The sequence below is a fragment of the Flagellimonas sp. CMM7 genome (assembly GCF_021390195.1).
Classification (GTDB): Bacteria; Bacteroidota; Bacteroidia; order Flavobacteriales; family Flavobacteriaceae; genus Flagellimonas.
Map to the genome: position 1 here is coordinate 2459665 of NZ_CP090003.1, position 25018 is coordinate 2484682.

General features: G+C 36.5%; 25 protein-coding genes and 1 tRNA gene. 15 read left to right on the forward strand and 11 right to left on the reverse strand.

The window, feature by feature from the left end; genetic code table 11:
* The first annotated feature begins 9 nt into the window (after positions 1-9).
* The 5 genes from LV704_RS11215 to LV704_RS11235 all read left to right on the forward strand — a co-directional run bounded on the left by LV704_RS11215 (position 10) and on the right by LV704_RS11235 (position 4979).
* Positions 10-732 carry a DUF547 domain-containing protein gene (locus LV704_RS11215; RefSeq protein ID WP_163420076.1) on the forward strand — a complete coding sequence of 241 codons (723 nt, stop codon included), beginning with the start codon at positions 10-12 and terminating at the stop codon, positions 730-732.
* A gap of 21 nt (positions 733-753) precedes the next feature.
* Positions 754-1617 carry a hypothetical protein gene (locus tag LV704_RS11220; protein WP_163420074.1) on the forward strand — a complete coding sequence of 288 codons (864 nt, stop codon included), beginning with the start codon at positions 754-756 and terminating at the stop codon, positions 1615-1617.
* Between the two features lie 46 nt (positions 1618-1663).
* Positions 1664-2680, forward strand: a complete 1017-nt coding sequence (locus LV704_RS11225) for a glycoside hydrolase TIM-barrel-like domain-containing protein (protein WP_163420072.1) — start codon at positions 1664-1666, stop codon at positions 2678-2680.
* A gap of 17 nt (positions 2681-2697) precedes the next feature.
* Complete coding sequence (locus LV704_RS11230; protein WP_233782025.1) at positions 2698-3960, forward strand: outer membrane protein assembly factor; 1263 nt, start codon at positions 2698-2700, stop codon at positions 3958-3960.
* 86 nt (positions 3961-4046) lie between these two features.
* Positions 4047-4979, forward strand: coding sequence for an N-acetylmuramoyl-L-alanine amidase (locus tag LV704_RS11235; protein ID WP_163420070.1), 933 nt, complete (start codon positions 4047-4049; stop codon positions 4977-4979).
* Between the two features lie 4 nt (positions 4980-4983).
* Here the strand turns inward: LV704_RS11235 and LV704_RS11240 are convergent, their stop codons facing one another.
* The 5 genes from LV704_RS11240 to LV704_RS11260 all read right to left on the reverse strand — a co-directional run bounded on the left by LV704_RS11240 (position 4984) and on the right by LV704_RS11260 (position 8633).
* Positions 4984-5694 (reverse strand): TIGR04283 family arsenosugar biosynthesis glycosyltransferase, encoded by a 711-nt coding sequence (locus LV704_RS11240; RefSeq protein WP_163420069.1) that lies wholly within the window; start codon positions 5692-5694, stop codon positions 4984-4986.
* The gene (locus LV704_RS11245; protein WP_163420067.1) at positions 5681-6580 is read right to left on the reverse strand and encodes a DUF547 domain-containing protein; all 900 of its coding nucleotides are present in this window, start codon (positions 6578-6580) and stop codon (positions 5681-5683) included. Before LV704_RS11245 ends, LV704_RS11240 begins: the two co-directional genes overlap by 14 nt.
* 109 nt (positions 6581-6689) lie before the next feature.
* Positions 6690-7505: a purine-nucleoside phosphorylase gene (locus tag LV704_RS11250; protein WP_163420065.1), complete on the reverse strand. Its 816-nt coding sequence runs from the start codon at positions 7503-7505 to the stop codon at positions 6690-6692.
* Entirely contained in the window at positions 7502-8125 is a 624-nt protein-coding gene (locus LV704_RS11255) for a TIGR04282 family arsenosugar biosynthesis glycosyltransferase (protein WP_163420063.1), read from the reverse strand. Before LV704_RS11255 ends, LV704_RS11250 begins: the two co-directional genes overlap by 4 nt.
* Positions 8106-8633, reverse strand: coding sequence for a rhodanese-like domain-containing protein (locus tag LV704_RS11260; protein ID WP_163420061.1), 528 nt, complete (start codon positions 8631-8633; stop codon positions 8106-8108). The genes LV704_RS11255 and LV704_RS11260 overlap by 20 nt, the downstream gene beginning before the upstream one ends.
* Positions 8634-8722: 89 nt before the next feature.
* On the opposite strand from LV704_RS11260, the gene LV704_RS11265 reads away from it, so the two are divergent.
* The 3 genes from LV704_RS11265 to LV704_RS11275 all read left to right on the forward strand — a co-directional run bounded on the left by LV704_RS11265 (position 8723) and on the right by LV704_RS11275 (position 12242).
* The gene (locus tag LV704_RS11265) at positions 8723-10273 is read left to right on the forward strand and encodes a glycoside hydrolase family 32 protein (RefSeq protein WP_163420059.1); all 1551 of its coding nucleotides are present in this window, start codon (positions 8723-8725) and stop codon (positions 10271-10273) included.
* Positions 10274-10401: 128 nt separating this feature from the next.
* Complete coding sequence (gene gap / locus LV704_RS11270; protein ID WP_163420057.1) at positions 10402-11394, forward strand: type I glyceraldehyde-3-phosphate dehydrogenase; 993 nt, start codon at positions 10402-10404, stop codon at positions 11392-11394.
* A gap of 398 nt (positions 11395-11792) precedes the next feature.
* Positions 11793-12242, forward strand: a complete 450-nt coding sequence (locus LV704_RS11275; RefSeq protein WP_163420054.1) for a hypothetical protein — start codon at positions 11793-11795, stop codon at positions 12240-12242.
* Positions 12243-12281: 39 nt separating this feature from the next.
* On the opposite strand, the gene LV704_RS11280 is transcribed toward LV704_RS11275, so the two are convergent.
* Together LV704_RS11280 and LV704_RS11285 are read right to left on the reverse strand one after the other, a co-directional pair.
* Positions 12282-12509 carry a hypothetical protein gene (locus LV704_RS11280; protein WP_163420052.1) on the reverse strand — a complete coding sequence of 76 codons (228 nt, stop codon included), beginning with the start codon at positions 12507-12509 and terminating at the stop codon, positions 12282-12284.
* A 153-nt stretch (positions 12510-12662) separates the two neighbouring features.
* A tRNA-Phe gene (locus LV704_RS11285) sits at positions 12663-12735 on the reverse strand.
* A 110-nt stretch (positions 12736-12845) separates the two neighbouring features.
* On the opposite strand from LV704_RS11285, the gene LV704_RS11290 reads away from it, so the two are divergent.
* From LV704_RS11290 to LV704_RS11320, 7 genes are all read left to right on the forward strand, one after another.
* The gene (locus LV704_RS11290; RefSeq protein ID WP_163420050.1) at positions 12846-13574 is read left to right on the forward strand and encodes a type III pantothenate kinase; all 729 of its coding nucleotides are present in this window, start codon (positions 12846-12848) and stop codon (positions 13572-13574) included.
* On the forward strand, positions 13575-14831 hold the full coding sequence (locus LV704_RS11295) for a hypothetical protein (RefSeq protein WP_163420048.1): 1257 nt from the start codon (positions 13575-13577) through the stop codon (positions 14829-14831). It begins immediately after the preceding gene.
* A gap of 102 nt (positions 14832-14933) precedes the next feature.
* Positions 14934-16304 carry a hypothetical protein gene (locus LV704_RS11300; RefSeq protein ID WP_163420046.1) on the forward strand — a complete coding sequence of 457 codons (1371 nt, stop codon included), beginning with the start codon at positions 14934-14936 and terminating at the stop codon, positions 16302-16304.
* 1 nt (position 16305) lies between these two features.
* Positions 16306-16908 carry an LPS export ABC transporter periplasmic protein LptC gene (lptC, locus tag LV704_RS11305; RefSeq protein WP_233782026.1) on the forward strand — a complete coding sequence of 201 codons (603 nt, stop codon included), beginning with the start codon at positions 16306-16308 and terminating at the stop codon, positions 16906-16908.
* Between the two features lies 1 nt (position 16909).
* On the forward strand, positions 16910-17113 hold the full coding sequence (locus tag LV704_RS11310) for a hypothetical protein (RefSeq protein WP_163420045.1): 204 nt from the start codon (positions 16910-16912) through the stop codon (positions 17111-17113).
* A gap of 5 nt (positions 17114-17118) precedes the next feature.
* The gene (locus tag LV704_RS11315; RefSeq protein WP_163420043.1) at positions 17119-18408 is read left to right on the forward strand and encodes a hemolysin family protein; all 1290 of its coding nucleotides are present in this window, start codon (positions 17119-17121) and stop codon (positions 18406-18408) included.
* Between the two features lie 84 nt (positions 18409-18492).
* Complete coding sequence (locus LV704_RS11320) at positions 18493-20613, forward strand: SurA N-terminal domain-containing protein (RefSeq protein WP_163420041.1); 2121 nt, start codon at positions 18493-18495, stop codon at positions 20611-20613.
* A gap of 69 nt (positions 20614-20682) precedes the next feature.
* On the opposite strand, the gene LV704_RS11325 is transcribed toward LV704_RS11320, so the two are convergent.
* The 4 genes from LV704_RS11325 to LV704_RS11340 all read right to left on the reverse strand — a co-directional run bounded on the left by LV704_RS11325 (position 20683) and on the right by LV704_RS11340 (position 24948).
* Positions 20683-21261: a GDYXXLXY domain-containing protein gene (locus LV704_RS11325; RefSeq protein ID WP_163420039.1), complete on the reverse strand. Its 579-nt coding sequence runs from the start codon at positions 21259-21261 to the stop codon at positions 20683-20685.
* Positions 21251-22537, reverse strand: coding sequence for a DUF2157 domain-containing protein (locus LV704_RS11330; RefSeq protein ID WP_163420037.1), 1287 nt, complete (start codon positions 22535-22537; stop codon positions 21251-21253). Before LV704_RS11330 ends, LV704_RS11325 begins: the two co-directional genes overlap by 11 nt.
* Before the next feature lie 183 nt (positions 22538-22720).
* Positions 22721-23632 (reverse strand): GYDIA family GHMP kinase, encoded by a 912-nt coding sequence (locus tag LV704_RS11335; RefSeq protein WP_163420035.1) that lies wholly within the window; start codon positions 23630-23632, stop codon positions 22721-22723.
* The gene (locus tag LV704_RS11340) at positions 23632-24948 is read right to left on the reverse strand and encodes a hydroxymethylglutaryl-CoA reductase, degradative (protein WP_163420033.1); all 1317 of its coding nucleotides are present in this window, start codon (positions 24946-24948) and stop codon (positions 23632-23634) included. Before LV704_RS11340 ends, LV704_RS11335 begins: the two co-directional genes overlap by 1 nt.
* Positions 24949-25018 lie beyond the last annotated feature (70 nt).

The following is a 25018-nucleotide window of genomic DNA, read 5'->3' on the forward strand; positions in this document are numbered from 1 at the left end:
ATTTAAAAAATGAGATTACAGAAAATACTAACCACTTTTTTGCTGGCAATCACCTTTCAAATAGGTTTTGCGCAAAACACCTCTGAATTTTTCAGCAAGACGGATATTTTTTTTAAGACCTATGTTAAGGATGGAAAGGTTGCATATCAAAATATAAAGTCAAATCCAGAAGGTTTAAATGAGCTTTTAGATTTGGCCAAAGGAATTTCCATTTCTAAAAGCGATGCAAATACGTACCAAGCTTTTTGGATCAATGGATACAACTTGTCAGTTATAAAAGGAATTGTAGATAATTACCCTATAAAATCACCTTTGGATAAAGCGGGTTTCTTTGATAAGATAACATATGACATTGGAGGAAAGAACACGACTTTAAATGATATTGAGAATAAATTGCTGAGAGAAAATTTTCCTAAAGAAGCCAGATTTCATTTTGTACTTGTCTGTGCTGGGCTGGGCTGTCCGCCAATAATAGACAATGCTTATTTGCCAAATACTTTGGATGCTCAATTACAGAAGCAGACAGAATTATCCTTGAACAATCCAAATTTTGTAAAGCTTAAAGGTAAAAAAGTAGGTCTTTCGCAAATTTTTGAGTGGTACAAAGGTGATTTTACCCAGAATGGAACTAGTCTAGTGGATTTTGTAAATGAGTATAGAAAAGAGAAAATAGAACCTAAAACTAAAGTAAGTTATTACCCTTACGATTGGACTTTAAATGAAACCAAGTAAAAATTTTAAACAACAACAATCATGAAAAATTTTAGAAACTATATATTGTTATCAGGAATTCTTATGTGTTCTTACATAGGATTTTCTCAAGATGATCCAGTAGGAAGCAATATTCAAAATTTAACTCCATCAAAACTAATTGGAAAAGGACAATGGGATATTAAGTTATTTAATAATCTATATACCCAAGATGATAGTACTTTTGAATCTGATAAGGGAATTCGACAAAATTTCTTTACTTCAACGCTAGAAGTTTTTACAGGAGTGTCAGACACACGAAGAGTAAATGTGGGTTTAATTGCCGAGTATAGAGCAAACGGTAGGGATTTTCTGCAGGATGATGGAAGCTTTGAAAGAAGAAATACTTCAGGACTCACGTCAATTGCGCCTTCCATTAAGTTTGTTCCTTTTAAGAATGTGGGTAATTTTTCAATCTTAAGTTCTTTATCTATTCCGTTGGTCAGTAATGAAAATGATGAGGATACAGGGGTCTTCTTAGATCAAAAAGGGTTTACCTGGCAAAACCGTTTTTTTTATGATTATACCTTTCCTGGCAAGAAATGGCAATTATTTACTGAATTAAATACAGAGTTAAATTTTGGGGATAAGGAAGAAAGTTTTGCCAACAATAGCTTAAACCTAGTTCCAGGGGTGTTCTTAAGTTATTTTCCAAGTTCAAAATTTACAGTTTTGGTTTTGGCGCAACATAACCAACGGTTGGATTTAGGAAACGATTTCACTCAAAACTTCACTGCACTGGGTGGTGGTGCTAAATACCAACTTACCAAAGAATTAAACCTAGAAGTACTTTACACAAACTTTGTTAGGGGAGAAAACACCGGTCTTGGTGAAACTTTTAACATAGGATTACGGGCTGTGCTCTAGATCTAATGACATAAAAGAGTATTTTAGGAGTCTTAATTTTTTAACTATGAAAAGATTAGGGCTCCTTTGCTTATGTCTACTTCAGTTTTCATGCAATAGTCAAAAAAAAGAAAAAATAAACGGGATTAGCTTTGTTGGTTCCAGAGATGAGGTTGCTCAGGTACATGTGGATCCTGTTCTTGACGTAAATGCCAATTATGCAGCAGTAATGCCTTTTGGTTTTGCTAGAAATTTAAATTCACCAAATATCATTTTTGATACGGACAGGCAGTGGTTTGGAGAAACAAAGCGAGGCGCAAGACAGTATATTGAGTTACTTCAGAAGAATGGAGTGAAAATAATGCTGAAACCTCAAATTTGGATATGGAGAGGAGAATTTACGGGTGACATGACAATGAAATCTGAGGAAGATTGGAAAATTCTTGAAAATTCCTATAGCAAATTTATTTTAACCTATGCGGAACTGGCCGAAGAAACAAACGCAGATATTTATTGCATAGGAACCGAGTTGGAAGAGTTTGTTAAGAGTAGGCCCTCCTATTGGCAAAACCTGGTAAACGAAGTAAGAAATGTATATAGCGGTAAACTCACCTATGCTGCCAATTGGGACGAATATGGGAGAACGCCTTTTTGGGAGAAACTGGATTACATAGGAGTGGATGCTTACTTTCCATTATCGCAGGAACGTTACCCAACCTTGGAAGAGTTAAAATCTGGATGGCAACGTTGGAAATCTAAGTTGATTGACCTATCAGAAAAAAATGGAAAGCCAATTCTTTTTACGGAATTTGGGTATCGCAGTATGGATTATACGGCTAAAAAACCATGGTTGGTAGATAGAAATCAGATGGATGTGAACCTTGAAGCTCAAGCCGATGCAACACAAGCTATTTTTGACGAATTTTGGAAGGAAGATTGGTTTGCCGGGGGGTTTGTCTGGAAATGGTTCATTCACCATGATGTTTCTGGAGGGGAAGAAGACAATAGGTTTACTCCACAAAACAAACCAGCCGAATCCGTAATTCGCAAACACTATACAACTTTGCAAGAATCCAAATTCTAATTGACCGTATAACAACCATGATGCGCATTGTCTTTGCTTTTTTTCTTATGCTATTTGTGGGCAGGGCATATGGTCAAAACAAAGTTGTTGATCTAAAGGTTCAAGGAAATAAAAGAACCAAAACTGCTTTTATAAAAAAAATCACAAAGCTTAAGCCGGGAATGGAATTGGATTCTTTGCTTATTGAAGAAGACATTTATAGGTTAAAGCGATTGCCTTCGGTATCCCATGCTTATTTTCAAGTTTTTCCAGCGAATACGGAAGGTAATTACAATGTTTTTTATGGTATAGAAGAGAATTTTACATTAATCCCTTTTGCTAGTGTGTATACCTCCAATAACGATGAATTTGCCTTTAGGGTGGGTTTGCAGGAATTTAATGTTTTTGGGAACAACATCACCCTAGGTGGATTTTATCAAAGGGATATTTTTAATTCTATTGGAGCACATCTAAGAGCACCATATCTATTCAGCAATAAATTGGGACTGGCATTGAGTTATCAAGATTTAACTACTCAAGAACCTGTTTTTTTAGAGGCTGGAACTGCAGATTACAAGTACAATAATGAGTCTTTTGAAGTCCTTGGGCTTTATGAGATAAACTTTAGGCATAGATTGGAGTTTGGAATCAACTTTTTCACCGAGGATTACCGATATCTTTCAGGAAGTACGGACCCCAACGTACCTCAAGAATTAAATGTAAATAAATACCTATATAAGTTTATTTATAATTATGATGCAATAGAATATTATTATCAATACTTATCTGGTTTTAAGAGTACACTTAATTTTCAGTATGTAAAAAGTACAGACCAACAGCTCCCAGATTTCTCTATTGGATTTAACGATTTTTCATATTTCATAAGAGTTGGCCAAAAGGGCAATTGGGCCAATAGGTTGCGCCTGGGCCTTTCCAGTAATTTAGATACTCCATTTGCCCCATTTGCGGTAGATAATAACCTAAATATTCGTGGAGTGGGAAATACGATTGACAGAGGTACCGCTGCGATAGTTTTAAACACCGAGTATAGACACACACTTATTGATAAAGATTGGTTTGTGCTACAGAGTAATGTTTTTATTGATGGAGGAACATGGAGAAATCCTGGTGGGGATTTTAGTGATTTTGGAGATGATCAAAACCTAAGGGTTTACCCTGGAGTTGGAGTCAGATTTATCCATAAAAAGATTTTTAATGCAATTTTCAGGATAGACTATGGCCATGGTATTACCAATGGGGCTTCCAAGGGGATTGTTTTTGGAATTGGACAGTATTTTTAATTTTTTTAGATGTATTTCATCGATGATTTTTGCATTTCATCGATTTTTACCATATTTGCAGAGCATCCCAGCAACAAGATTTAAATATGAAGTTAATACCGGCATTTATGTTATGGATAAGCATGTCTTTCATGCTTCTTGCACAGGATAATTTTTATACTGTTACTGCGGAAAAAGGAGACGGAATTTTTTCCATGCTCAGAAAACAAGGATTGGACCCTGCCAAGCACTATGAAGCTTTCATTACTTTAAATATTAAAGACATTAAAGATGGAAGTATGCTGCATGTGGGTCGGGAATATAGAATTCCAAAGACGATGGATTCGTTCAAAAATACAGGAATGAAGGTGCAGATATCAGAAGGGACGGAAACACCTATTTTTGATGCCGAACTTGCCGATATGTCGCATGAAAGCAGCACGCTCAAAGATGCTGTATATTATTTAATAGCAGAAAACCAGACAAAGGAGGAAAACAAATTTGTAAGTGATATTACAAAGAGCCTGGCAGCGGACCTTATGGTTCACGGTGCAACAGTTTTCATAGTAGAAAATAAAAATGAAAAGATTACTGACAGCGAGTCCTTGACAGAAGTAGAAAGAATGGGCTGGTATGTTGAAACCATAAACAAACGTTACCTCCAAAATACTGGAAAATATCAGAGATTACTGATTATTAGAGCAAATGGCCTAATAAAGAATGGGAATGTGGATGTAGCGGTGTACCATCATAACAAAAGCAAAAAAGGACAGCGTTTTGCTCAAAACATCCAAAATGTCTTTAAGGAGAACAGTATCTCAAACCGTTCTTATAAAGACATCAATATGATTTTTAAAGATAAGAGCAGCCTCTATTTGGCTAAAAATACATTGCCCGCTGTAAGCTTATTGACCATAGATGGCAGTGCCAAAACTGTTGGGAAAGACGCAATTCCTGTGCATTCAGATAAAAAATCTTTTGCAAACTTGATTACCAATGGAATCCTTAAGGATTATGCAGATTTAGAAATAGAAAACTAATTTTCTATGGGTTCAAGATATGTTTTGAATAGTATTGGAAAAGTTCATCTGGTCCAGCTCCAAAATAGCTTTTTAGGTGAATCATGGCAAAGTGGAACTGCACTCTTATCCATCCTATTTCTCGGTATTTTCTGGCTGAGGTAATTACATGTTCCGGAAGAATTTTAAATACTGTTTGCTGATAGAGTCTCCGTATAAATTCTGTGTCCTCGTAAATTAGGTAGTCCTCATTGAATCCTTTGGTCTTATTGAATAGACCGCGTTTAATAAAAAGTGACTGATCACCTCCACGGCATAATGTGTGGTTTATTCTTGAAAGCCAGGCAAAAGTTCGTAAGATTGGATTTTTCGTGTCAAACTGCATTCTAAAACACCCAGATTCATGACCTTGTTCAATGGCTTCAAGTATAAGTTTGTCAAAACCTTTTGGAGGGTACGTGTCTGCATGTAAAAAATAAAGAATTTCTCCAGAGGCATAGTTGGCTCCAGAATTCATTTGTCTGGCACGACCTTTTTTGGAATGAACTACCGCAGCGCCATGTTCTAAAGCAATAGAAGTGGTTTTGTCTGTACTGCCACCATCAATACAAATCACCTCCAAAACACTTTTTGTAGTGCTATTGTAATTTAAATGTTTCAGTAATTTGCCCAGATAGGCTTCCTCGTTAAGTACAGGGATGAGAATGCTTATTGCTTTTGATTTACTTTGCTTCATTCAAACTCCAATCATAGTCCAAGTATTCAACCTTTGCATCTTTTCTTGTCGGGTTATCCAAGTACCTGTTTATATATCCCAACAATGAAGTTTCTCCTGTAAAATCGTTTTTATACCACTTGAATATTTTTGAAAGTCGCGCGGTGTCACCCTCAAACCGATTTCGTTTTTGGTCATTGACAAAATCGATAGTAGCCTTAGAAAGTAGCCTTTCCATGTTTTGTTCAGTAAACGCGGTGTTAAGCAATTTTGGACAAGAATAAGAAGCACAGTTAATTGCAAAATGAATTCTTGGTTCGCCCATTTTACGCAATACTTCATGTTCAATATCATTTAAAGAAGTAACGTCTCCGTTTACAGAAATCCATTCTTTCTTCCAACGATTAGGGATATCCTTAATGCTTTTGGTAGGGTAATTGTCAACAATCAATTTTACCGTTGCAGCATTGTACAGGTTAATATAGAATGCCAATTTTTTATTTTTACCCCAAGAAGGCAAAGGTGCATTCTGCGATAATAATGCCAAATATGCTTCTAAACCACCAATATTCTTTTTAAATCCGGCATAATTCACATTGCCATCGTCATCCACAAATTTTTTCAATAAATCATTCCAGGTACTATGGTCCAATACTAAAACTTCAGATTTTACTTTTTTACTTTTAATTTTAGTCTCTGAGATTACTTTCTTTGGAGGCTCAACTATTTCAAAAGTGTCTTTTGCTACTTTTACTGCCTTGGAATCGTTACTTTCCGGTTGAATAGATTCATTGACCGCCGCGGTTTCGATTCTTCTTTCGTTTGAACCGGTATCAGAATTAACTTTTGCACTACCACCACATGCCACAAGTAAGAACCCAAAAACTAGGTTTAGAATGATATTCATGAACAATTTTATTTTAGGGCAAATACAATACCTTTAAAGAAGTCAGAAAAAATGAACTAACCTTTCAATAAGTTCAAAAAATATTTTTTGAATGATAATGGACTACTCTTTAAATAACCTTAATTAGCTCTTTGAATAACTGTATCATTTTAGGCTCTGTCTTACCGGCTATTTCAATGATTTCTTGAATATTCACAGGTTTTAGATTATCTGGATCGCATTCATCCGTTAAAACAGAAACAGCTACAATGGGCAGCCTTAAATGATTTGCAACAATAACTTCTGGCACAGTACTCATGCCAACCGCGTCTGCCCCCAATATTTTTAACATGCGATATTCTGCTTTTGTTTCTAGTTGAGGACCCACAACAGAGGCGTAAACTCCTTTTTGAAGAGAAATACCTTCTTTTTCGGCGATAGCTTCAATTTTATTCCGCATGTCTAGATTATAAGGTTCGCTCATATCTGCAAAACGGTCTCCAAATTCTGCAACATTTTTAAAAGCCAAAGGTGATCCTCCTTGAAGATTGATATGATCCTCAATCAACATAATATCCCCTTTTTTGTAATTGAGGTTAATTGCTCCCGCTGCATTGGAAACAAATAAATTTTTGATTCCAAGTTCCCGCATTACACGAATGGGATAAGTGACATCCAAGAAATCATAACCTTCATATAAATGAAAACGACCCTGCATCACCACAACCTTTTTATTGGCAATAGTACCGTAAATTAATTTTCCGGTATGAAACTCCACGGTAGCTAGCGGAAAATAGGGTATATGGTTGTAATGCGCTTCAATGGAATCTTCAATTTCATCTACCAACTGCCCTAATCCAGTGCCCAGTACAATTCCAATTTCTGGAGCTTCAAACCCTTTCTTTTTTAAATATTCAACGGATTCGTCTAGTTGCTTTTTAGTCATTCTTCTATATGTTTTAAATAGGGTTGAAAAGCTTCAATATCTTTAATATCCTCATAAAGGTCAACATCATTTTTAGCTTCCAACAAAAAGTGATTTTCAGTTTTCACATCTTCTAAGGTATGGGATAATACAGTATCTGTTCCCCAAGCCTTATTTTCGAAAAGTTCTTTTTTAAAATTGGTCATTCCTAAAAGGTAATAGCCGCCATCTTCCGCAGGCCCTATTACGTAATCATGATCATCAAGTTTTGCAAATGCCTTTTCCATATCCTCTTGGGAAAGGTCGTACATATCACTCCCAATAATAATGATTTTTTCAAAGCCTGAATCAAATCCATCTTGAAAAGCATTCTGCATCTTAACCCCTAAATCTAAACCATTTTGAAGTTTTTTTTGGTAGATGTGGTTGTCCCATATGTCATTTTCCCAAATAGCTTCAGAATAGAACACCTGTTTTTCAGCTTCTAGTTTCCGGGTAAAGGAAACCGTGTGTGCAAGCAAAAATTTATAAATCTCCAATGCTGCTTTATTACCCACTTTTGCCGCTAATCTTGTCTTACATTTTCCAAGCTCAGGATTTCGTGTAAAGATTAAAAGTAGGTTATTGTTCTTTTTGCTCAATAGTCTCTTTTTTGGATTGATATACTTTTTCCGCGTTGGTCAATAGAATGCCCCAATACTTACTAAAAGCATGCACTTTTTGGGTTTCTATATTATCTGTGTCATAGACTGGATATCCTTTGTTTTTCCATTCAAAAATTCCACCGTAAAGATTTTTAACATTGGTATAGCCTGCTTGCTCTAATTCTTCACCTATATCTTCGGATCGTACTCCTATGGAACAGTATACAATCAATGGAGTATCCTTATCTGGAATTGACCCCAGGACCTCCATTATTTCAAAGCTTTCATACCCAATCCAAATAGCATTTTTTAAATGGCTAACTTCAAATTCTTCCTTTTCTCTTGCATCCAATAAAACAGTTTTTTCCATACTGCTTAGTTCCTCCGCAGAAACATATTCAATGGTGTTGTTATTGAATTTTTCCAGTATTCCAGAAATGTATGTTTGTGCATACGAAGTGGAAATTGAAAGAAGTAAAAATAAAAGATTTAAGGGGAATCTCATGAATAAGAAGTAAGGGTCAAAGATAGTGTTTTGTGGATTTTGATAAATAATTATTGCTATCTTAATCAACAAATTCCAACTATAACCTCATGCAAAAAACAGTACTGTACTTCCAGATATTTTTGTTGCTTCTTTCCTGTAAAAGCAAGACTAAAGAAAAAGAAGTAGTTCAAAAGAAAGAATCGAAAACCTATACAGAGCAGTACCGTCCGCAGTTTCATTTTTCACCACCAGAAAAGTGGATGAACGATCCGAATGGGTTGGTCTACAACGAAGGAACGTATCATCTTTTTTATCAATACTATCCAGAGGATATTGTTTGGGGGCCAATGCATTGGGGGCATGCCATAAGTAAAGATATGATGCATTGGGAACATAAGCCCATTGCTCTTTATCCAGATGAGCATGGACTCATTTTTTCTGGAAGCGCAGTGGTGGATAAGAAAAACACTTCAGGATTTGCTACAGATGGGGAAACACCACTGGTGGCAATTTTCACCTATCATTCCATGGAAGGAGAAAAAGCGGGTAAAAAAGATTTTCAAACTCAGGGGATTGCTTACAGCTTGGACAATGGTGAGACCTGGGTTAAGTATGAAGGCAATCCTGTAATTGGTAATGATGGGGTTAAAGATTTTAGGGATCCCAAGGTTTTTTGGCATGAAGAGTCGCAAAACTGGATTTTGGCTTTAGCCGCGGGAGATCATGCTAAGTTTTATAAATCTAGCGATTTAAAAGAATGGAAACACCTAAGCGATTTTGGAAAGAGACAAGGCGCTCATGGCGGTGTTTGGGAATGCCCTGATTTATTTCATTTAAAAGTTGAAGGGTCTGATGAAGAAAAATGGGTATTGATTATAAGTATCAATCCTGGTGCACCAAATGGAGGAAGTGGCACGCAATATTTTATTGGAGAGTTTGATGGTAAGAAATTCGTTTCAGATCAAAAAGAAGCCAAATGGTTAGATTTTGGCACTGATAATTACGCAGGGGTTACATACAACAATACGCCCAATGACGAAAGAATTTTTATTGGCTGGATGAGCAATTGGGATTATGCCAGGGACACTCCAACCAAAAAGTGGCGAAGTGCTATGACCGTACCTCGAAAATTGTCACTCAGAAAGGTTGGGGATGATTATTTACTGGCAAATTACCCTTTAGAACAAATGGATAAATTAACATCAGAAGTTTTGGAAAAGGGTATTAGTGTTCCTACAGATACCTCACTAACCTTCAATGTCGATGGTTTAAATCAATCTCAGCTAAAGTTTACAACAGCTTCTAAAGATTTTAAACTGATTTTCACCAATGATTTAAATGAAACTTTGGTGCTTGCCATGGATTCTAAAAACGAGGCCTTTATGTTGGATAGAATGAACTCGGGAAAGACTGGTTTTCAATCCGAATTTGGTAACAAGAAGCATTACATGTCCGTTGAGTCTCTTGGAGTTGGGGCCTACGAAATAAACATTTTATTGGATTGGTCATCTATAGAAGTTTTCATTGATAATGGGCTTTACGTAATGACCCAACAAATCTTCCCAACTGAACCATATAATAAATTGATCATTGAAAATCTAGATGACCAATCTGTTATCGAAAATGCTCAAATAAACAAGATGGAATCTACTTGGTAAGTGCACTTAACTCCTTAACTATTTGATTGTATTTGATATTCTTATGTATGAGCTTCTATTTGTAATTTAAGTAGTGGTTTTCAGACTAATAAAACCGATAAAACAAGTAATAACTTAAGAACATTAAAATGAAAATAGGAATAAACGGAATGGGCCGTATAGGTAGGGCTGCTTTAAAGGTAATCAATGAAACTCCCGGTTTAGAGGTAGTGGCTGTAAACGATATTGTTTCCATAGAAAATACCACATACTTGTTAAAGTATGATACAATTTATGGAGTATATGAAAAAGAAGTCTCCCATGAGTCAGATACATTGGTGGTTGATGGGCGGAGAATTCAATATACTTCAATAAGAAATCCGGAAGAATTGCCCTGGGCAGAAAACCAAGTAGATTTAGTAATTGAAAGTACAGGGGTTTTTACAACAGGCGATGATGCTGAACGTCATTTAAAAGCAGGCGCAAAAACAGTTATAATCTCTGCGCCTACCAAAAGTACGGATACCCCAACAGTGGTGCACGGGGTAAACTCTCAAGATGGGAATACCAGCGTTTTCTCATGTGCTAGCTGTACTACAAATAATATAAGTCCTGTGGTGGAAGTTCTAGGGAGAAGGATAGGAATTAAAAAAGCAATTATGACTACTGTTCATGCTTACACCGCTTCGCAAGGAATGGTGGATGCTCCTTCAAAAAAGAATTTTAGAATGGGTAGGGCAGGTGCTCAAAATTTAATCCCAACTACTACGGGTGCGGCCATTGCAACTACAAAGGCGCTGCCAGAATATGCAGGAAAGTTTGATGGGGTCGCAATACGGGTTCCAGTTCCAATAGGATCCATCTCAGATTTGACTTTTGTAACGGAACGACCAGTTACCGCCGAAGAAGTAAATAAAATTTTAATTGAAGAGGCAGAAACGGAACGTTATGCTAATGTTTTAGATAAAACAGATGAGCCTATTGTTTCTTCAGATATTATAAAAAGTCCATATGCTTCAACAGTGGACCTTGCAATGACTAGGGTTGTAGATGGCGATCTACTTAAGGTAATGACTTGGTATGATAACGAGTGGGGATTTACCAATCAAATGATACGCCAGATTTTGGAAATTAAGGGGTAAGGTTAAGTTCATTGAATAGGGGCATCATTTAGTTGATGCCCCTATTTAATTTATATAATGATATAGGCAATTAATGAAAGTGCCCACAGAGCAAGCAATCACAAAAAACCAAAATAAATAGCCGACTTTTTCTTCTATAGTGTTCATTTAAAATATGTTTGTTCTTGGTTGAGGTTTTGATTATACTTCGAAATTAAAGAAATAGACTCCTCAAAGTTTTACATTTTTATTTGTTGCAGGGAAAAAGATGTATTTGGTAAAAATTACCTTGTGAATTGCAAAACCCTGCAAAAAAAGAACATTAAACTTATTTTAGCTATGGTTATGGTGAAGTTCTACAATTCTATTCTAGTTTAGCAAGATGTATTTTTGGAGCATATTTTGTAAAACAATAAACTATGATGGAGTATCGGGATATTGATCAGAACATTGCGGGAAAGATGCGCAAATGGGGATTGCCAGCTGTTCGTATTTCGTTTGCAGTTATATTTTTTTGGTTTGGGATTTTAAAACCCTTTGGCTTATCTGCAGCAACAGAGCTTTTAATAGCAACAGTAGCCTGGCTTCCTTTTGGAGAACCAGATACTTGGCTTTTGGTAATAGGATGGTGGGAAGTTGTTATAGGGATAACCTTCCTTTTTAGGAAAACGACAAAAATTGCAATTGCTCTATTGCTTCTTCAAATGGGAGGAACTTTTATGCCTTTGGTATTTTTGCCTGAGGTCACTTTTCAAAACGGAAATTATCTTTTGCCCACACTGGAAGGTCAATACATTATTAAAAACGTAATGATAATCTCTGCAGCGTTAATTGTAGGAGGGACCCTTTATAAATCAAAAAAAGATTAGTAATCCATCTCTAATGGGAAGAGATGGCAAAACTTAAAACTACACTAAAGGTGTTCCTTTTAAACGTTTTTCAATTTTACGTTTCTTCTCTGTAAGGGTTTTCATAACATCCATTAGATTGGAGTCCTTAGTTTCCTTATAGATTTCGTTAATGGAAAGTATAAGCGCTTTAGCCTCTCTTGAAGCTGCTACCCTGTCGCTAGTCGACATATGACTCAAAGTTCTGCCTTCAAACTCTTTTGCCTTTTCTAATAAGTCTTCAGTCATTTTTATTTAAAGTTAATCTAGATTGGCTAAATATAAGGGTTAGTTTGATATTTTATGCCTATATAGCTATTCGATTTTTATATTTATGAAATTATTAAGAATATTACTACATCTTAAAAAACAAAAAAACCGGCAAATTCGCCGGTTTTTTTGTGGTACCTCCAGGAATCGAACCAGGGACACACGGATTTTCAGTCCGTTGCTCTACCAACTGAGCTAAGGTACCTTTAAAAGCCTTTTGCAAAGGCGGGTGCAAATATAATTTCAAAATTAGGATATACAAACAAAAACTTAAAAAAAGGCAAGGGTTTTTTTTCAATTCTCCATCTTTGTACTATGAATCTTGTAATTGACATTGGAAATACACTGATAAAGTATGCCGTTTTTGAAAATAACAGAATTGTGTTTGATCAAAACTCGGAGTCCGGATTGTTTTTATCCAAAGTCAAAGCACTTTTTGAATTATACCCGAAAATTAATCATACGTTAATTTCTTCAGTTGGTGCCTTAGAAGGAAAGGAACAGGATATTGTGTCATTATTCTGTAAAGTTCATGTGCTTACCAGTGCATCCAAAGTCCCTTTTAAAAATAGTTATGCTACTCCGCAAACCCTGGGAGTGGACCGAATTGCTTTAGCGGCTGCAGCATTTTATCAGAATCCAAGAGGGAATACCTTGGTCATAGACGCAGGAACTTGTATTACATATGACATGGTAAACGATTCGGGTGAATATGTCGGGGGAGCCATATCTCCTGGAGTTCAAATGAGATATAAAGCTATGCACAATCAAACAGCAGGGCTGCCATTATTGCATACTGAGGAGATTTTAGATTTTATTGGGAATTCTACGGAAACATGCATGCACAGTGGGGTGGTCAATGGTGTTTCGTTAGAAATTGATGGAGCAATAAGTCAGTACCGTTCACGCTTTCAAGATTTAACAGTTATTTTAACAGGCGGGGACTCCCATTTTTTTGCTAAACGGCTAAAAAATACCATATTTGCGAATTCTAAATTTCTCTTGGAGGGGCTAAATTACTTGCTGGAATACAACAAACGCTAGATGATTAAGAAATTTTTGATTGCTTTTTTTTGCGTAGCTAGTTATGGCATTTTTGCGCAAAACGGTACAATATCACCCTATTCATATTTTGGAATAGGAGATTTAAGAAATAGTGGTACCGTAGAAAACCAGATGATGGGGGGGTTGGGTATGTATGCAGATAGTATCCATATAAACCTCACAAATCCAGCTGCATATTCCAAACTAAAGCTAACTACGTATACCGCGGGAATTTCCCATACTGCATTTACTTTACAAAGTTTTACAGAAGAGGAGAAGGTTGGTGTAACAAACTTAGATTACTTGGCTATTGGTTTTCCCGTGGCCAATAATGTTGGAGTGGGTTTTGGATTAATGCCATTTTCATCCGTTGGCTATAATCTGACTGATGTGAGTGGTGATGGATTAATTACCAACGTATTTGCTGGAGAAGGAGGTCTGAACAGGGCTTACTTATCCGTTGGTTTTCAGCCCATAAAAGATTTGAGTTTAGGTGCTACGGTGAACTTTAATTTTGGAAGACTGGAATATCAAAGGATACAGAGTGTTGAAGATGTGCAGTTTGGAACATTGGATAGACGCGAATCCCGAATTAATGGATATGATTTTAACTATGCGGCCAACTACACCCCAACGATAAAGGAGAAGTATACGTTATACACTTCTTTAATGGTGAATACGCAAGTTAATCTAACTTCGGAGAATACAGAGCGTCTTGGTTCTTTCTCTTTGGTCAACGGACAAGAAATAGAGGTTATTGATGTTGATTTGGAAGCTAACAATCTTAGGAACACGGAACTTAAGATACCAACTATAACAACTTTGGGATTAGGTTTTGGAGAGGAAAAGAAGTGGTTTATTGGTGGAGAATACAGTTTTCAAAAATTTAGCGATTTTGAAAATGCATTCTTAGGATTGGATAATGTAACCTACAATGATGCCAATAGTATGGTCCTGGGAGGTTTCTTTATTCCGGATTATCGCTCACTTTCCAATTACTTTAAAAGGATTACATACAGAGCGGGATTACGTTATGACGTCACTGGACTTGAAGTGAATAATAAGGAAATAAACAATTTTGGCATAACTTTTGGATTTGGGTTACCGTTGGGCAACAATTTCTCCAATCTTAATATAGGTTTTGAGGCAGGAAAAAGAGGCACAACGGATGCAAACCTTATCGAAGAAAATTATTTTAAATTTAACGTTGGCATATCTTTAAACGATAAATGGTTTGTTAAAAGAAGAATAAATTGATGGCGTTTTTTTTGAAATATCAATAAATAACCGTTGATATCTGTACCATTAAGATGATTTTTTCACGAAAATTTGTACATTAACCACTTTAAAATTAGCAAGATGAACAAGAAACACTACTTAACGATGATAGCGATCCTTATGTCGATGGGATTAAGTATGGCTCAAGCGCAAAATCCTGAGTGCATGACCAATCTTTCCATTTATGCAGAGCACGCAAAAGTTAAAAACTATGATGCCGCATATGAGCCATGGAAAATGGTTTACGAAAGTTGCCCAGATATTAATAAGGCAAATTTCTCATATGGAGAAAAAATTCTGTCCCATAAAATCAAGAATTCCTCTGGAGCAGATAAAGATGGATATATCCAAGATTTAATGTCTTTGTATGACAATAGCTTAAAATTTTTCCCTCAGAAATTTAGTAAAGCTGGTGTTGCAATTGACAAAGCTCTTTTATCCTACGACAACAAAATGGCCTCTAACGATCAACTTTATGATATGTTGGGAGCAGCTTTTCAAGGAGACAAGAAAAACTTCAAAAACCCAAAAGCACTTTACCTTTACTTCTCAAGTTTGGTAGATTTACATGGAGCTGGTAAAAAAGACCTTCAAGAAGTATTTGATGTTTATGATGATGTAACGGAGAAAGTTGAAGATGAGAACAAGAAATTGACAGCTATTGTTACCAAATTGCTTCCAAAAGATTCTTTGGGAACATTAACATCAAAAGAAAAAAGACAACTTAGAGCGGCTACTACAAACTCAAAGTCTTATGGTAAGATTGCTGGGAGTATAGATTCTAAATTAGGTGCTCTTGCAGATTGTGGAAACTTAATTCCACTTTACCAAAAAAGTTACGAAGCTAAAAAAGGAGACGTAAAATGGGTAAAGCGTGCCGTCGGAAGAATGTTCTCCAAAGATTGTACGGATGACCCATTGTTCAGCACAATGGTAGAGCTTCAGGCAGAACTAGATCCATCTGCGGACGTTTATGTATATCTTGGGACACTTAAGACCAAATCTGGAGATAGCAAAGGTGCGATTGCTGACTTTAACAAAGCGGTAGAATTGGAGACAGATGCATATAGAAAATCCAATATCCTATATAAAATTGCCACTACGGTTAGAAGAAGCAGCAAGTCACAAGCAAGAAGCTATGCCCTTAAAGCTATTAATGCTAACTCTTCAAATGGTAAAGCATACTTATTGATTGCCAATTTATATGCAGGTAGCGCAAACGCTTGCGGTACTACTGCATTTGAGAAAAGAGCAATATACTGGAAGGCTGCGGATATGGCTAGGAAAGCAGGTAGAGTTGACCCATCCTTAAGTGGGCGTGCGAGCAAGTCAGCTGCAAGTTATGCTGCAAAAGCTCCAACCAAAGAAATGATTTTCAGTGCCGCTATGGCCGGTAAAACAGTTACTTTTAAATGCTGGGTTGGTGGTAGCGTTAAGGTGCCTAATTTATAGAGTGAAACAGATTTTAAAAAATAATTTAAAGTGTCTTGCCACGGTTTTTACCGTGGCAATCCTTTTTATGGGCTGTAAGGACAACTATGAAAGAGTAGGTGAAGAAGCAGTAAAGCCAATTTTTCCGCAGGGAGTAGCTCAAAACTTCACTCTTACCTATACGGAGGCAAAAAAAGAAATGAGCACGGAGGATTTGTCCAATTCAAAGATAATCGCCATTCTTACTAGTCCAATTACTGAGGATTTCGATAACCAAAGTTTTAAGTTTCGTACCTTTCCTAAAGGGCTTAAAGTTGACTTTTTTGATGAGAAAAACCAGAAAAGTGTGATTACGGCCGACTACGGCATCGTTTATTCCCAAACTAATTTAATAGACCTACAGGGGAACGTGGTCATAGAAAGTCATGATGGAAAAAAATTGGAAACTCCTCAGTTGTTTTATGACAGGGCCAATAGCTGGATTTTTACAGAAGAAGTATTTACATACACAAACCCTGAGGACGGTACGGTAATGGACGGAGAGGGAATGGATTTTAATAAAGACTTTAGTTTTTTCAAGGCCCACAAAACCTATGGTCTTATGACCATAAAAGAAAAAGAGTAATATGATAAAATTTTTAAGATATACAGAATATTTGTACTTGGCCGTAGCTGCTATTTCAATTTATAAAATTGCGACCTTATGGAGTGTAGACCCAAAAGAAACCTATATTTTTATATTCTTCGCAGTGGTTTCTATCGCCATGTTTCTTTTTAGGAGAAAATACCGTCAACGGTTTGAACAACGAAAAAAGGATAATCAACAATAGTATTATTGGATTCCTCTATAATTATTATAATTCTTTCATTGCTATTTTCAGCATTCTTTTCAGGAATGGAAATAGCTTTTATTTCTGCGAATAGGATTCATATTGAAATTGAAAAAAAACAGGAAGGGTTCTTTGCCAAGATACTAACATGGCTTACTGAAAAACCCTCCAAGTTTATAGCCACCATGCTTATTGGGAATAATATTGCATTGGTTATTTACGGGTTTTTCATGGGGGATGTGTTAATGGATTGGTTTAAAAAACTGGTTCCCACATCCTATGAATTTTTGAACTCTCTTCTTACAGATTTCAGTTTACTTTCTCAAACAGTGATCTCAACGTTAATAATTTTGTTGACGGCCGAGTTCCTGCCCAAAGTGCTTTTTCAAATATATTCCAATACACTTTTAAAGGTATTCGCCATTCCAGCCTACTTTTTTTACGTGCTGTTCTCGTTTGTTTCTTGGTTTGTAATAAAGATTTCAGATTTTGTTCTTCGTGTTTTCTTTAAAACTGAAGGTGATGAGGTTCAATTTGCATTTACAAAACTGGAACTAGGGGATTATATTACGGAACAAATGGAAACTGTTGAAGAAGAGGATGAGGTAGACTCTGAAATTCAAATATTCCAGAACGCTCTGGAATTTTCTGCTGTTAAGGCACGAGAGGTAATGGTGCCTAGAACCGAAATTATGGCGGTAGAAATAGATGAGACTCCTAAAAACCTAGCCAAAATATTTTCGGAAACAGGGTATTCCAAAATATTGGTATACAAAGAAAGTATAGATGAGATTATTGGATATGTACATTCCTATGAATTGTTTAAAAAACCGAAAACTATCAAGAATATTCTACTTCCTGTTGAATTTGTGCCAGAAACCATGCTAATTCAGGATATTCTTAATGTACTTACTAAAAAAAGAAAGAGTATTGCAGTGGTTTTAGATGAATATGGTGGCACTTCTGGAATTATGACAGTGGAAGATATTGTTGAAGAGTTATTTGGCGAAATTGAGGATGAACATGATACTACGGATCTTTATGAGGAGCAACTAAGTGAAAATGTATTTAAGTTTTCTGCTCGGCTAGAAGTAGATTACATTAATGAAAATTACAAACTGGAATTATCAGAAAGCGATGAGTATGAAACGTTGGGTGGATTGATCATGAACGAGACTGGCGAAATTCCGGAACAGGACTCAGAGATAAAGATCGATAACTTTTTATTTCATATTCTAGAAGTGTCCAATACCAAAATCGACTTGGTTACGGTGCATGTTCTTGCTGAAGATTAACAACTTCCATTCTTTTTTTGGCTTTCCTAATTGAAAAGAAAATGGTATTTTCGCCCACTGAAATTATAGAAAACAAGCAGTAAAATGGCAATATTAGAGAATATTAGAAAACGAACAACAGTACTAATTTTAATTATTGGTTTGGCGTTGTTTGCATTTGTAATATCAGGAGTCTTTACCAGCAATGATTTTGCAGGAACAAAAGTAGGCTCTGCTGTAGCAGAAGTAAATGGTGAGAATATATCCATTGACGATTTTAGAAAAGAGGTAGAGAATGCTTCTAGACGATTTGGTCCAAGCCTTTCTTCTACACAATTGGTAAACAGAGTGTATGACCAAGAGGTTAGAAAAGCAATTTTGGGACAGCAGTTTGAAGACTTGGGAATTGATGTTGAGAGCGATCAGATTATAGAATTTGTAAAAACCTCTGGATATGCCCAAATACCAGATTTTCAAGATGAAAACGGAATTTTCAATGCTGAAGTTTTTAAAAGCGCCATTGCAGACTGGAAAGTAAACGATCCATTACGTTATGATGCTTGGTTACAGGATGAGAAGACAATAATTCAATCCGCTAAGGAGCGTATGTATTTTAACCTAATAAAAGGAGGTGTTGGTGCTACGCTTTCAGAAGGTGCTTTCGATTATAAAATGTCCAATGAAAAAGTAGATATCCAATACGTTCGTGTTCCTTACACTTCAATTGCGGATAGTACCATACAAGTTTCAAAAAGCGAGATACAAGCATATATAAACGAACATAAAGAAGATTTCAACCAAGAAAAAGCAAGGGATATTCGTTTTGTGTATTTTGAAGAAAAAGCTTCTTCAGATGATGAAAACGCCATAAAAGATGCAGTTACGGCACTTTTAAGTGATACTGTTGAATATTCTGAAGAAAATGACGCCACAGATACTATCGCTGGTTTTACAAACACCAAGGATATGGCGGCTTTCTTGGATAGGAATTCAGACGCCAAGTTTGATACTATATTTAAGGCTAAAAAAGATTTACCTTCTACGGTTGCAGACACACTTATGGCGTTAAACGTAGGTGAGATATATGGACCTTATCGGGATGGAGACTTTTTCAAAGTTTCCAAAATGATGGACAGAAGATCCAATGGGACGGTAAAGGCAAGTCATATACTTTTTACATATGAGGGAGCTGAAAGGGCTAACCCAAGTATTACTAGAACTAAGGATGAGGCGGAAGCAAAAGCCAAAGAGATTTTAGCTGAGGCTAAAAAAGAAGGAGCTGTATTCACCACATTGGCAAGAGAGAACTCGGATGGCCCTTCAGCACCAAGAGGAGGAGATTTAGGATATTTCCAAGAAGGTGTTATGGCAGATGAGTTCAATGATTTTGCTTTTGGAAACGATGAGGGTACCATAGGTTTGGTCGAGACCCAATTTGGTTTTCATGTAATCAAGGTTGATGACAAACAAGACATTGTTCAAGTAGCTACACTTGCTAGAGAGATTGAGCCATCAGAAGAAACAATCAATACGTTGTTTACAGATGCCACCAAGTTTGAAATGTCCGCTACTGATGCAGAACCCGAAAACTTTGGGGATATTGCAAGGGAAAGTAGCTATACCATTAGACCTGTTAACAAAGTCAAAGAGATGGATGAGAGTCTTCCAGGACTTTCAGCACAACGAGGTATTGTACAATGGGCATTTAATGATGATACTAAAGTAGGTGAGATCAAAAGATTTAATATCAATAACGGATATGCAGTAGTGCAGCTTACAAAAAAGTATAAAGAAGGACTTATGACTCCTGAAGATGCTTCTGCAACGGCCTTGCCAAAAATTAGAAAAGAGCAAAAAGCTGCACAGATTATTAGTGCTAACCAAGGAAAAGCAATGGAAGCTTTTGCCAAGGACAACAACGTATCGGTTTCCAACGCTTCTTCATTAACCATGAAGTCCCCAACAATTCCTGGAGCAGGTAGAGAAGCATTGGTTGTGGGAACAGCTTTTGCATTAGCACAAGATGCCACTTCTAAACTTGTTGAAGGAGAAACAGGTGTCTTTTTGTTAAAAGTGGTCAAGAAGGAAGAAGCTCCTAAAGTAGATAACTTCAGTACCTATGCAAATACCATTAAAACCAACGCTGCAAATCAAGTAAACACGGGAGTATATAACGCGTTAAAAGATGGTGCCGAAATAGAAGATAAACGTTCTACTTTCTATTAGAACCCGTTAAGAATATCAGATATAGAAAAAGCCCCGGATTGGGGCTTTTTTAGTATTACTACTCATGTTCTAGTTTTCGTCTTGCTTTGCTTTAACCAGTTCCCTTATGGGGATACCATCAATCAGAACATCTTTTAGTACGGCGTCTCCATTTTTCACATTGACCAGAGCATAGGTGATTTTGGTAGTATCTCTTTGAGATTCCCTATGGGTCAGTTCTGCATCATACGCTTTGGATTCTTCCATATAAAACCTGTCAAAAGGATAATCAATTGTCAATTTTGTAGTGTCAAAAGAAGTTATAAAACCAACTTTGGCTTTGATAAAATTTTGATTAAGGTCGATTTTTTCCTTTGAAACTGATTTTATTTTAGCAAAACCTTTCTTGTCTTCTGTAATGGAAACATAAATAACTTCTCCACGTATCCAATCATGTTCATCAGGAATTTCTATGGTATTCTCATCATAACTTAAGACAATATATTTTCCTCTAAAAGGATCGCTGGGATCAATAGGGGCGGTTTTAAACTTGTATTCTTTTCCGCTATCCAATACATCTTCTTTATCCCATATCATTTTAGCCGGCACATATAATTGCGCCAAGGCCACAAGAATAAATAAAGGAAACAATACTTTTTTACTGCTCATTTGTCTTTCTTTTTTTAAGCATCCAGTAATTTGTGGCAAAGAACCCTACACCTACCGATACAAACAATATTCCTCTTACAACGAAGCTCAGATTTGTGTCAAAAAACCTGCAAATGACCAAAGCCGTAATTATGATGAGGCCATAGTTTAGCACGCCTAAATGGTTTTGTTTGGCTCCTTCCCTAATAGTTAAGAGACCCAATGCAAAAACATAAAAATTGATTAGGATTGCAGCAAATGGAAAAGATAATCCAATGAAAAATGCCACAATAAAGAGAATGAACATTGGGGCCAATGGTTTAATATCGTTCCAAGGTTTATTTTTTTGATATAAATATAGCAGCACTCCAGCGAGTATTGAGATTACAGCTGAAACAAAAAATTCTGGTGTTGAAAGCATCTCACTAAATAAGAAGTATTTCCTTCTCAGATCTTCCCAAAAATCATCAAAACTTAGTATCAAGAGCAATATAATGGAACCGAGAGATCCTATTGTCCTATAACCACTGTTCCTCGTTTTTTGTTCATTAAAAAAATCAAGATTTCCTATCAAATAAAATAGTCCAAACAGACTAAAGTACCCTACAAACATGAGCTCTTCTGTCTTATCGGCAAATGCCCCAAGAACGATGGTTATTGATATTGGAATCACCCAATTATGAAAAACCATAAAATTGCTTTTTGGACTTTTCTTGTACAATAGATAATAAAATGGAAGGATGCCCAAAAGCAACAACCAATAGAGGTATGATTCTGAAGCAGGATAAGACCAATAGTTTGTTTCGCAAGCATAGTAGGTTATACCTATTATAAAGAGCAAAGAAGCTACAGAAGACCTCATTATATATATGGCTGGAAGGCAAATTAGCATCCATGTCAACAAAAAAGAACTCAAATCTCCCGAGATATTGTAAATCTGACTTATTAAAGATATACAGGCTCCAACCCCAAAAAATAAAAGAGTGGTGCCACTTTCTTTCCACGCAACACTGTCTTTTTTTTTGATTAAAACGTATCCGCAGATAATTTGAGCGACTAGCAGCGGTAAAAAGGCAAAGAATGTCTTTATGGTTTTTGAAAGTTCATCCCAATTGTGCGCTATAATCAGGATAATCCCGAGTCCAACTAAAATTGCCCCTAATATCCCAAAAACAACAAAAAGACGGTTGGTAGATGAACTGCCTTTGTTTTCGTAATAGGTTTTAATGTTGTCGGCCGTTTCTTCTGTAATGATTTCAGCCTTTACAAGATTTGGTAAATCCTTAAGAATGCTCATTTCTCTGCCTAGTTTTACCAGCTATTCCTCCTGTTTAAAATTATCCAAAGGATAATATAGTTCCAGTACTAGCTTATTTAATGGGAATATAGTAAAACTGTAGGATCCTTATTTTAAGGACTTGATTATTGTTGGGTCTGGGTTGACGATGGAGCTCAGATTTAAAAGATAAATCGGTCTAGATCAAAGAACCAATTCAGAAAAGGAAATAACGGTTTCAAATCCTTTGGATTTAAAATAACCGGGAGTCTTTTGGTCTCCGGTAGCCATAATGAAATCCCCGCCCCAAGCCCCTAAACTCTTTATGGATCCAGAATAGTCTGGAAAAAGTTTGGATTTTATGGTTTCCAAGCCCAATACTTTGGATAAGATTTTTTCATGTTCCAGCAACAAGGATTCAAACGTTGAGAGTGAAGAAGAAGTTGCCATTTTTTTAGTGATTTCGGAAATGTCTTCTAATAAACTTTCTTTATTAAACTCTTGTTCACGATAGGTTGCAATTGCAGTCTTGCTGCTTTGTTTTTGGTTGAGATATACAAAGTAGATGGCATCTTTAAACGATGGGTTAAAAGATACTTCTTCAATTTTGGGGGCACCGTTCTCTAATTGATAGAAAATAGGATTATCATGTTGCGCACAGGCAATATCATAACCACTACCTCCAAAGGCATTCTTTAATAATTGAAAGGCATCGACCTGAGCCCATTGCGCTATGTTGTTTATAAGTGTGGAAGAACTGCCCAACCCCCATAATCTAGGAAAGTCTAGATGGGTTTCAACCTTAAGTCCACCAATGTTTTGTAAAAAGCTGGGGTTTTTGGATTTTGCTTCAGACAGTAAAGTGATTAATGTCCTTGAAATAGCGTTATCGGTAGAAGAGATTAATGTCAAACCGTCTAAGTTAAGGCTCCCGCTAAACCATACCTTGCCTTTTTCATCAAAACTTGTCCATTCCAATAATCCTGCGGATGAGGTTGATGTCACCTTTAAAGATTGCCCATACTTGGTGGGTACGGCTAATCCAAGAGCACCATCCAAAATTGCATATTCTCCAGAGAGTAACAGTTTACCGTTGCTGTAAAATTCTTTTTGCATTAGTTGGATTGAATCTTTTCCAAGGCTTCTTTTACGGAGGCATTAGTCACTGTATTGTCTTTGAAGTAATCTACAAGCTGTAGTTTTTCACTTTCTGTGGCTCCCATTTGGTTGAGCATATTCAATAAGTGCATTTTCATATGCCCTTTTTGGATTCCTGTGGTTACCAAAGAACGAACGGCAGCAAAGTTTTGTGCTAATCCCGCAACCGCAACTATTTGCATTAATTCTTTAGCTGTTGGATTTTGAAGGATTTCCAAAGCTAGTTTTACCAAAGGATGAAGAGAAGTCAATCCACCCACGGTTCCCAGTGCCAATGGAACTTCAATCCAAAATTTAAAGGTGTCACCTTCAATGCTTGCATGTGTTAAGCTTGAATAACTACCATCTTTAGCGGCATATGCATGGACTCCAGCTTCAATGGCCCTAAAATCATTTCCTGTGGCCAAAACAACAGCATCAATACCGTTCATGATGCCTTTATTATGGGTAACCGCCCTATAAGGCTCAACCTTCGCTATGGCAACGGCTTGCACCATTTTTTGCGCAAATTCCCCTGACGGAATATTGTCCCCATTTAATGAGGAGATTGGACAGCTTACCTCTGCCCTTACCAAACAATTGGGCACATAATTGGATAAGATGCCCATAATAACTTCAATAGCTTTCTCTTCTTCTGTAAAGTCTGAGTGGTGACTTGCTTTTTCTTTTAGAGTTTTGGCAAATTGCTCCAAACAAGAGTTTATGAAGTTGGCACCCATGGCATCCTGTGTCTCAAAAGTGCAGTGCAATTGATAATACCCATCAATTTTATCACTTAAATCTCTAAGTTGGATATTACTGATTCCACCGCCACGCTTTTCCATACTTTTGGTAATGGATGCTGTGTTTTTGTGGAGTTCGGGTTTTATCTCATTAAAAAACTGCTGCAGTTTTTCCGTTTTACCTTTAAATATAAAATGGACTTGTCCTACCTTTTCCGTTCCTAAAATTTCTGTTTTAAAACCTCCTCGGCTTAACCAAAATTTGGCTGCTTTACTTGCTGCGGCCACCACAGAACTTTCTTCAATAGCCATAGGAATAGCATATAACCTATCATTGATTAAAAAATTGGGTGCAATGGCAAAAGGCAGATAATAATTGGAAATAGTATTTTCTATGAACTCGTCATGTAGTTTTTGAACTGCTGAATCCGTATTCCAGTACCGTTCCAACAGCTGTTTTGATTCTTCAGGATTTTTGGTGTAATTAGCTGCGATCCAATCGATTTTTTCACTTTTGGAAAGTTTGGAAAATCCCTCAACAGGAGTGTTCATAGTACTTGATTAAAGGGTTCAAATATAAGGATAATGCAACTTTTCGCTTCTCTTTCAGGAGTCCTCAGGT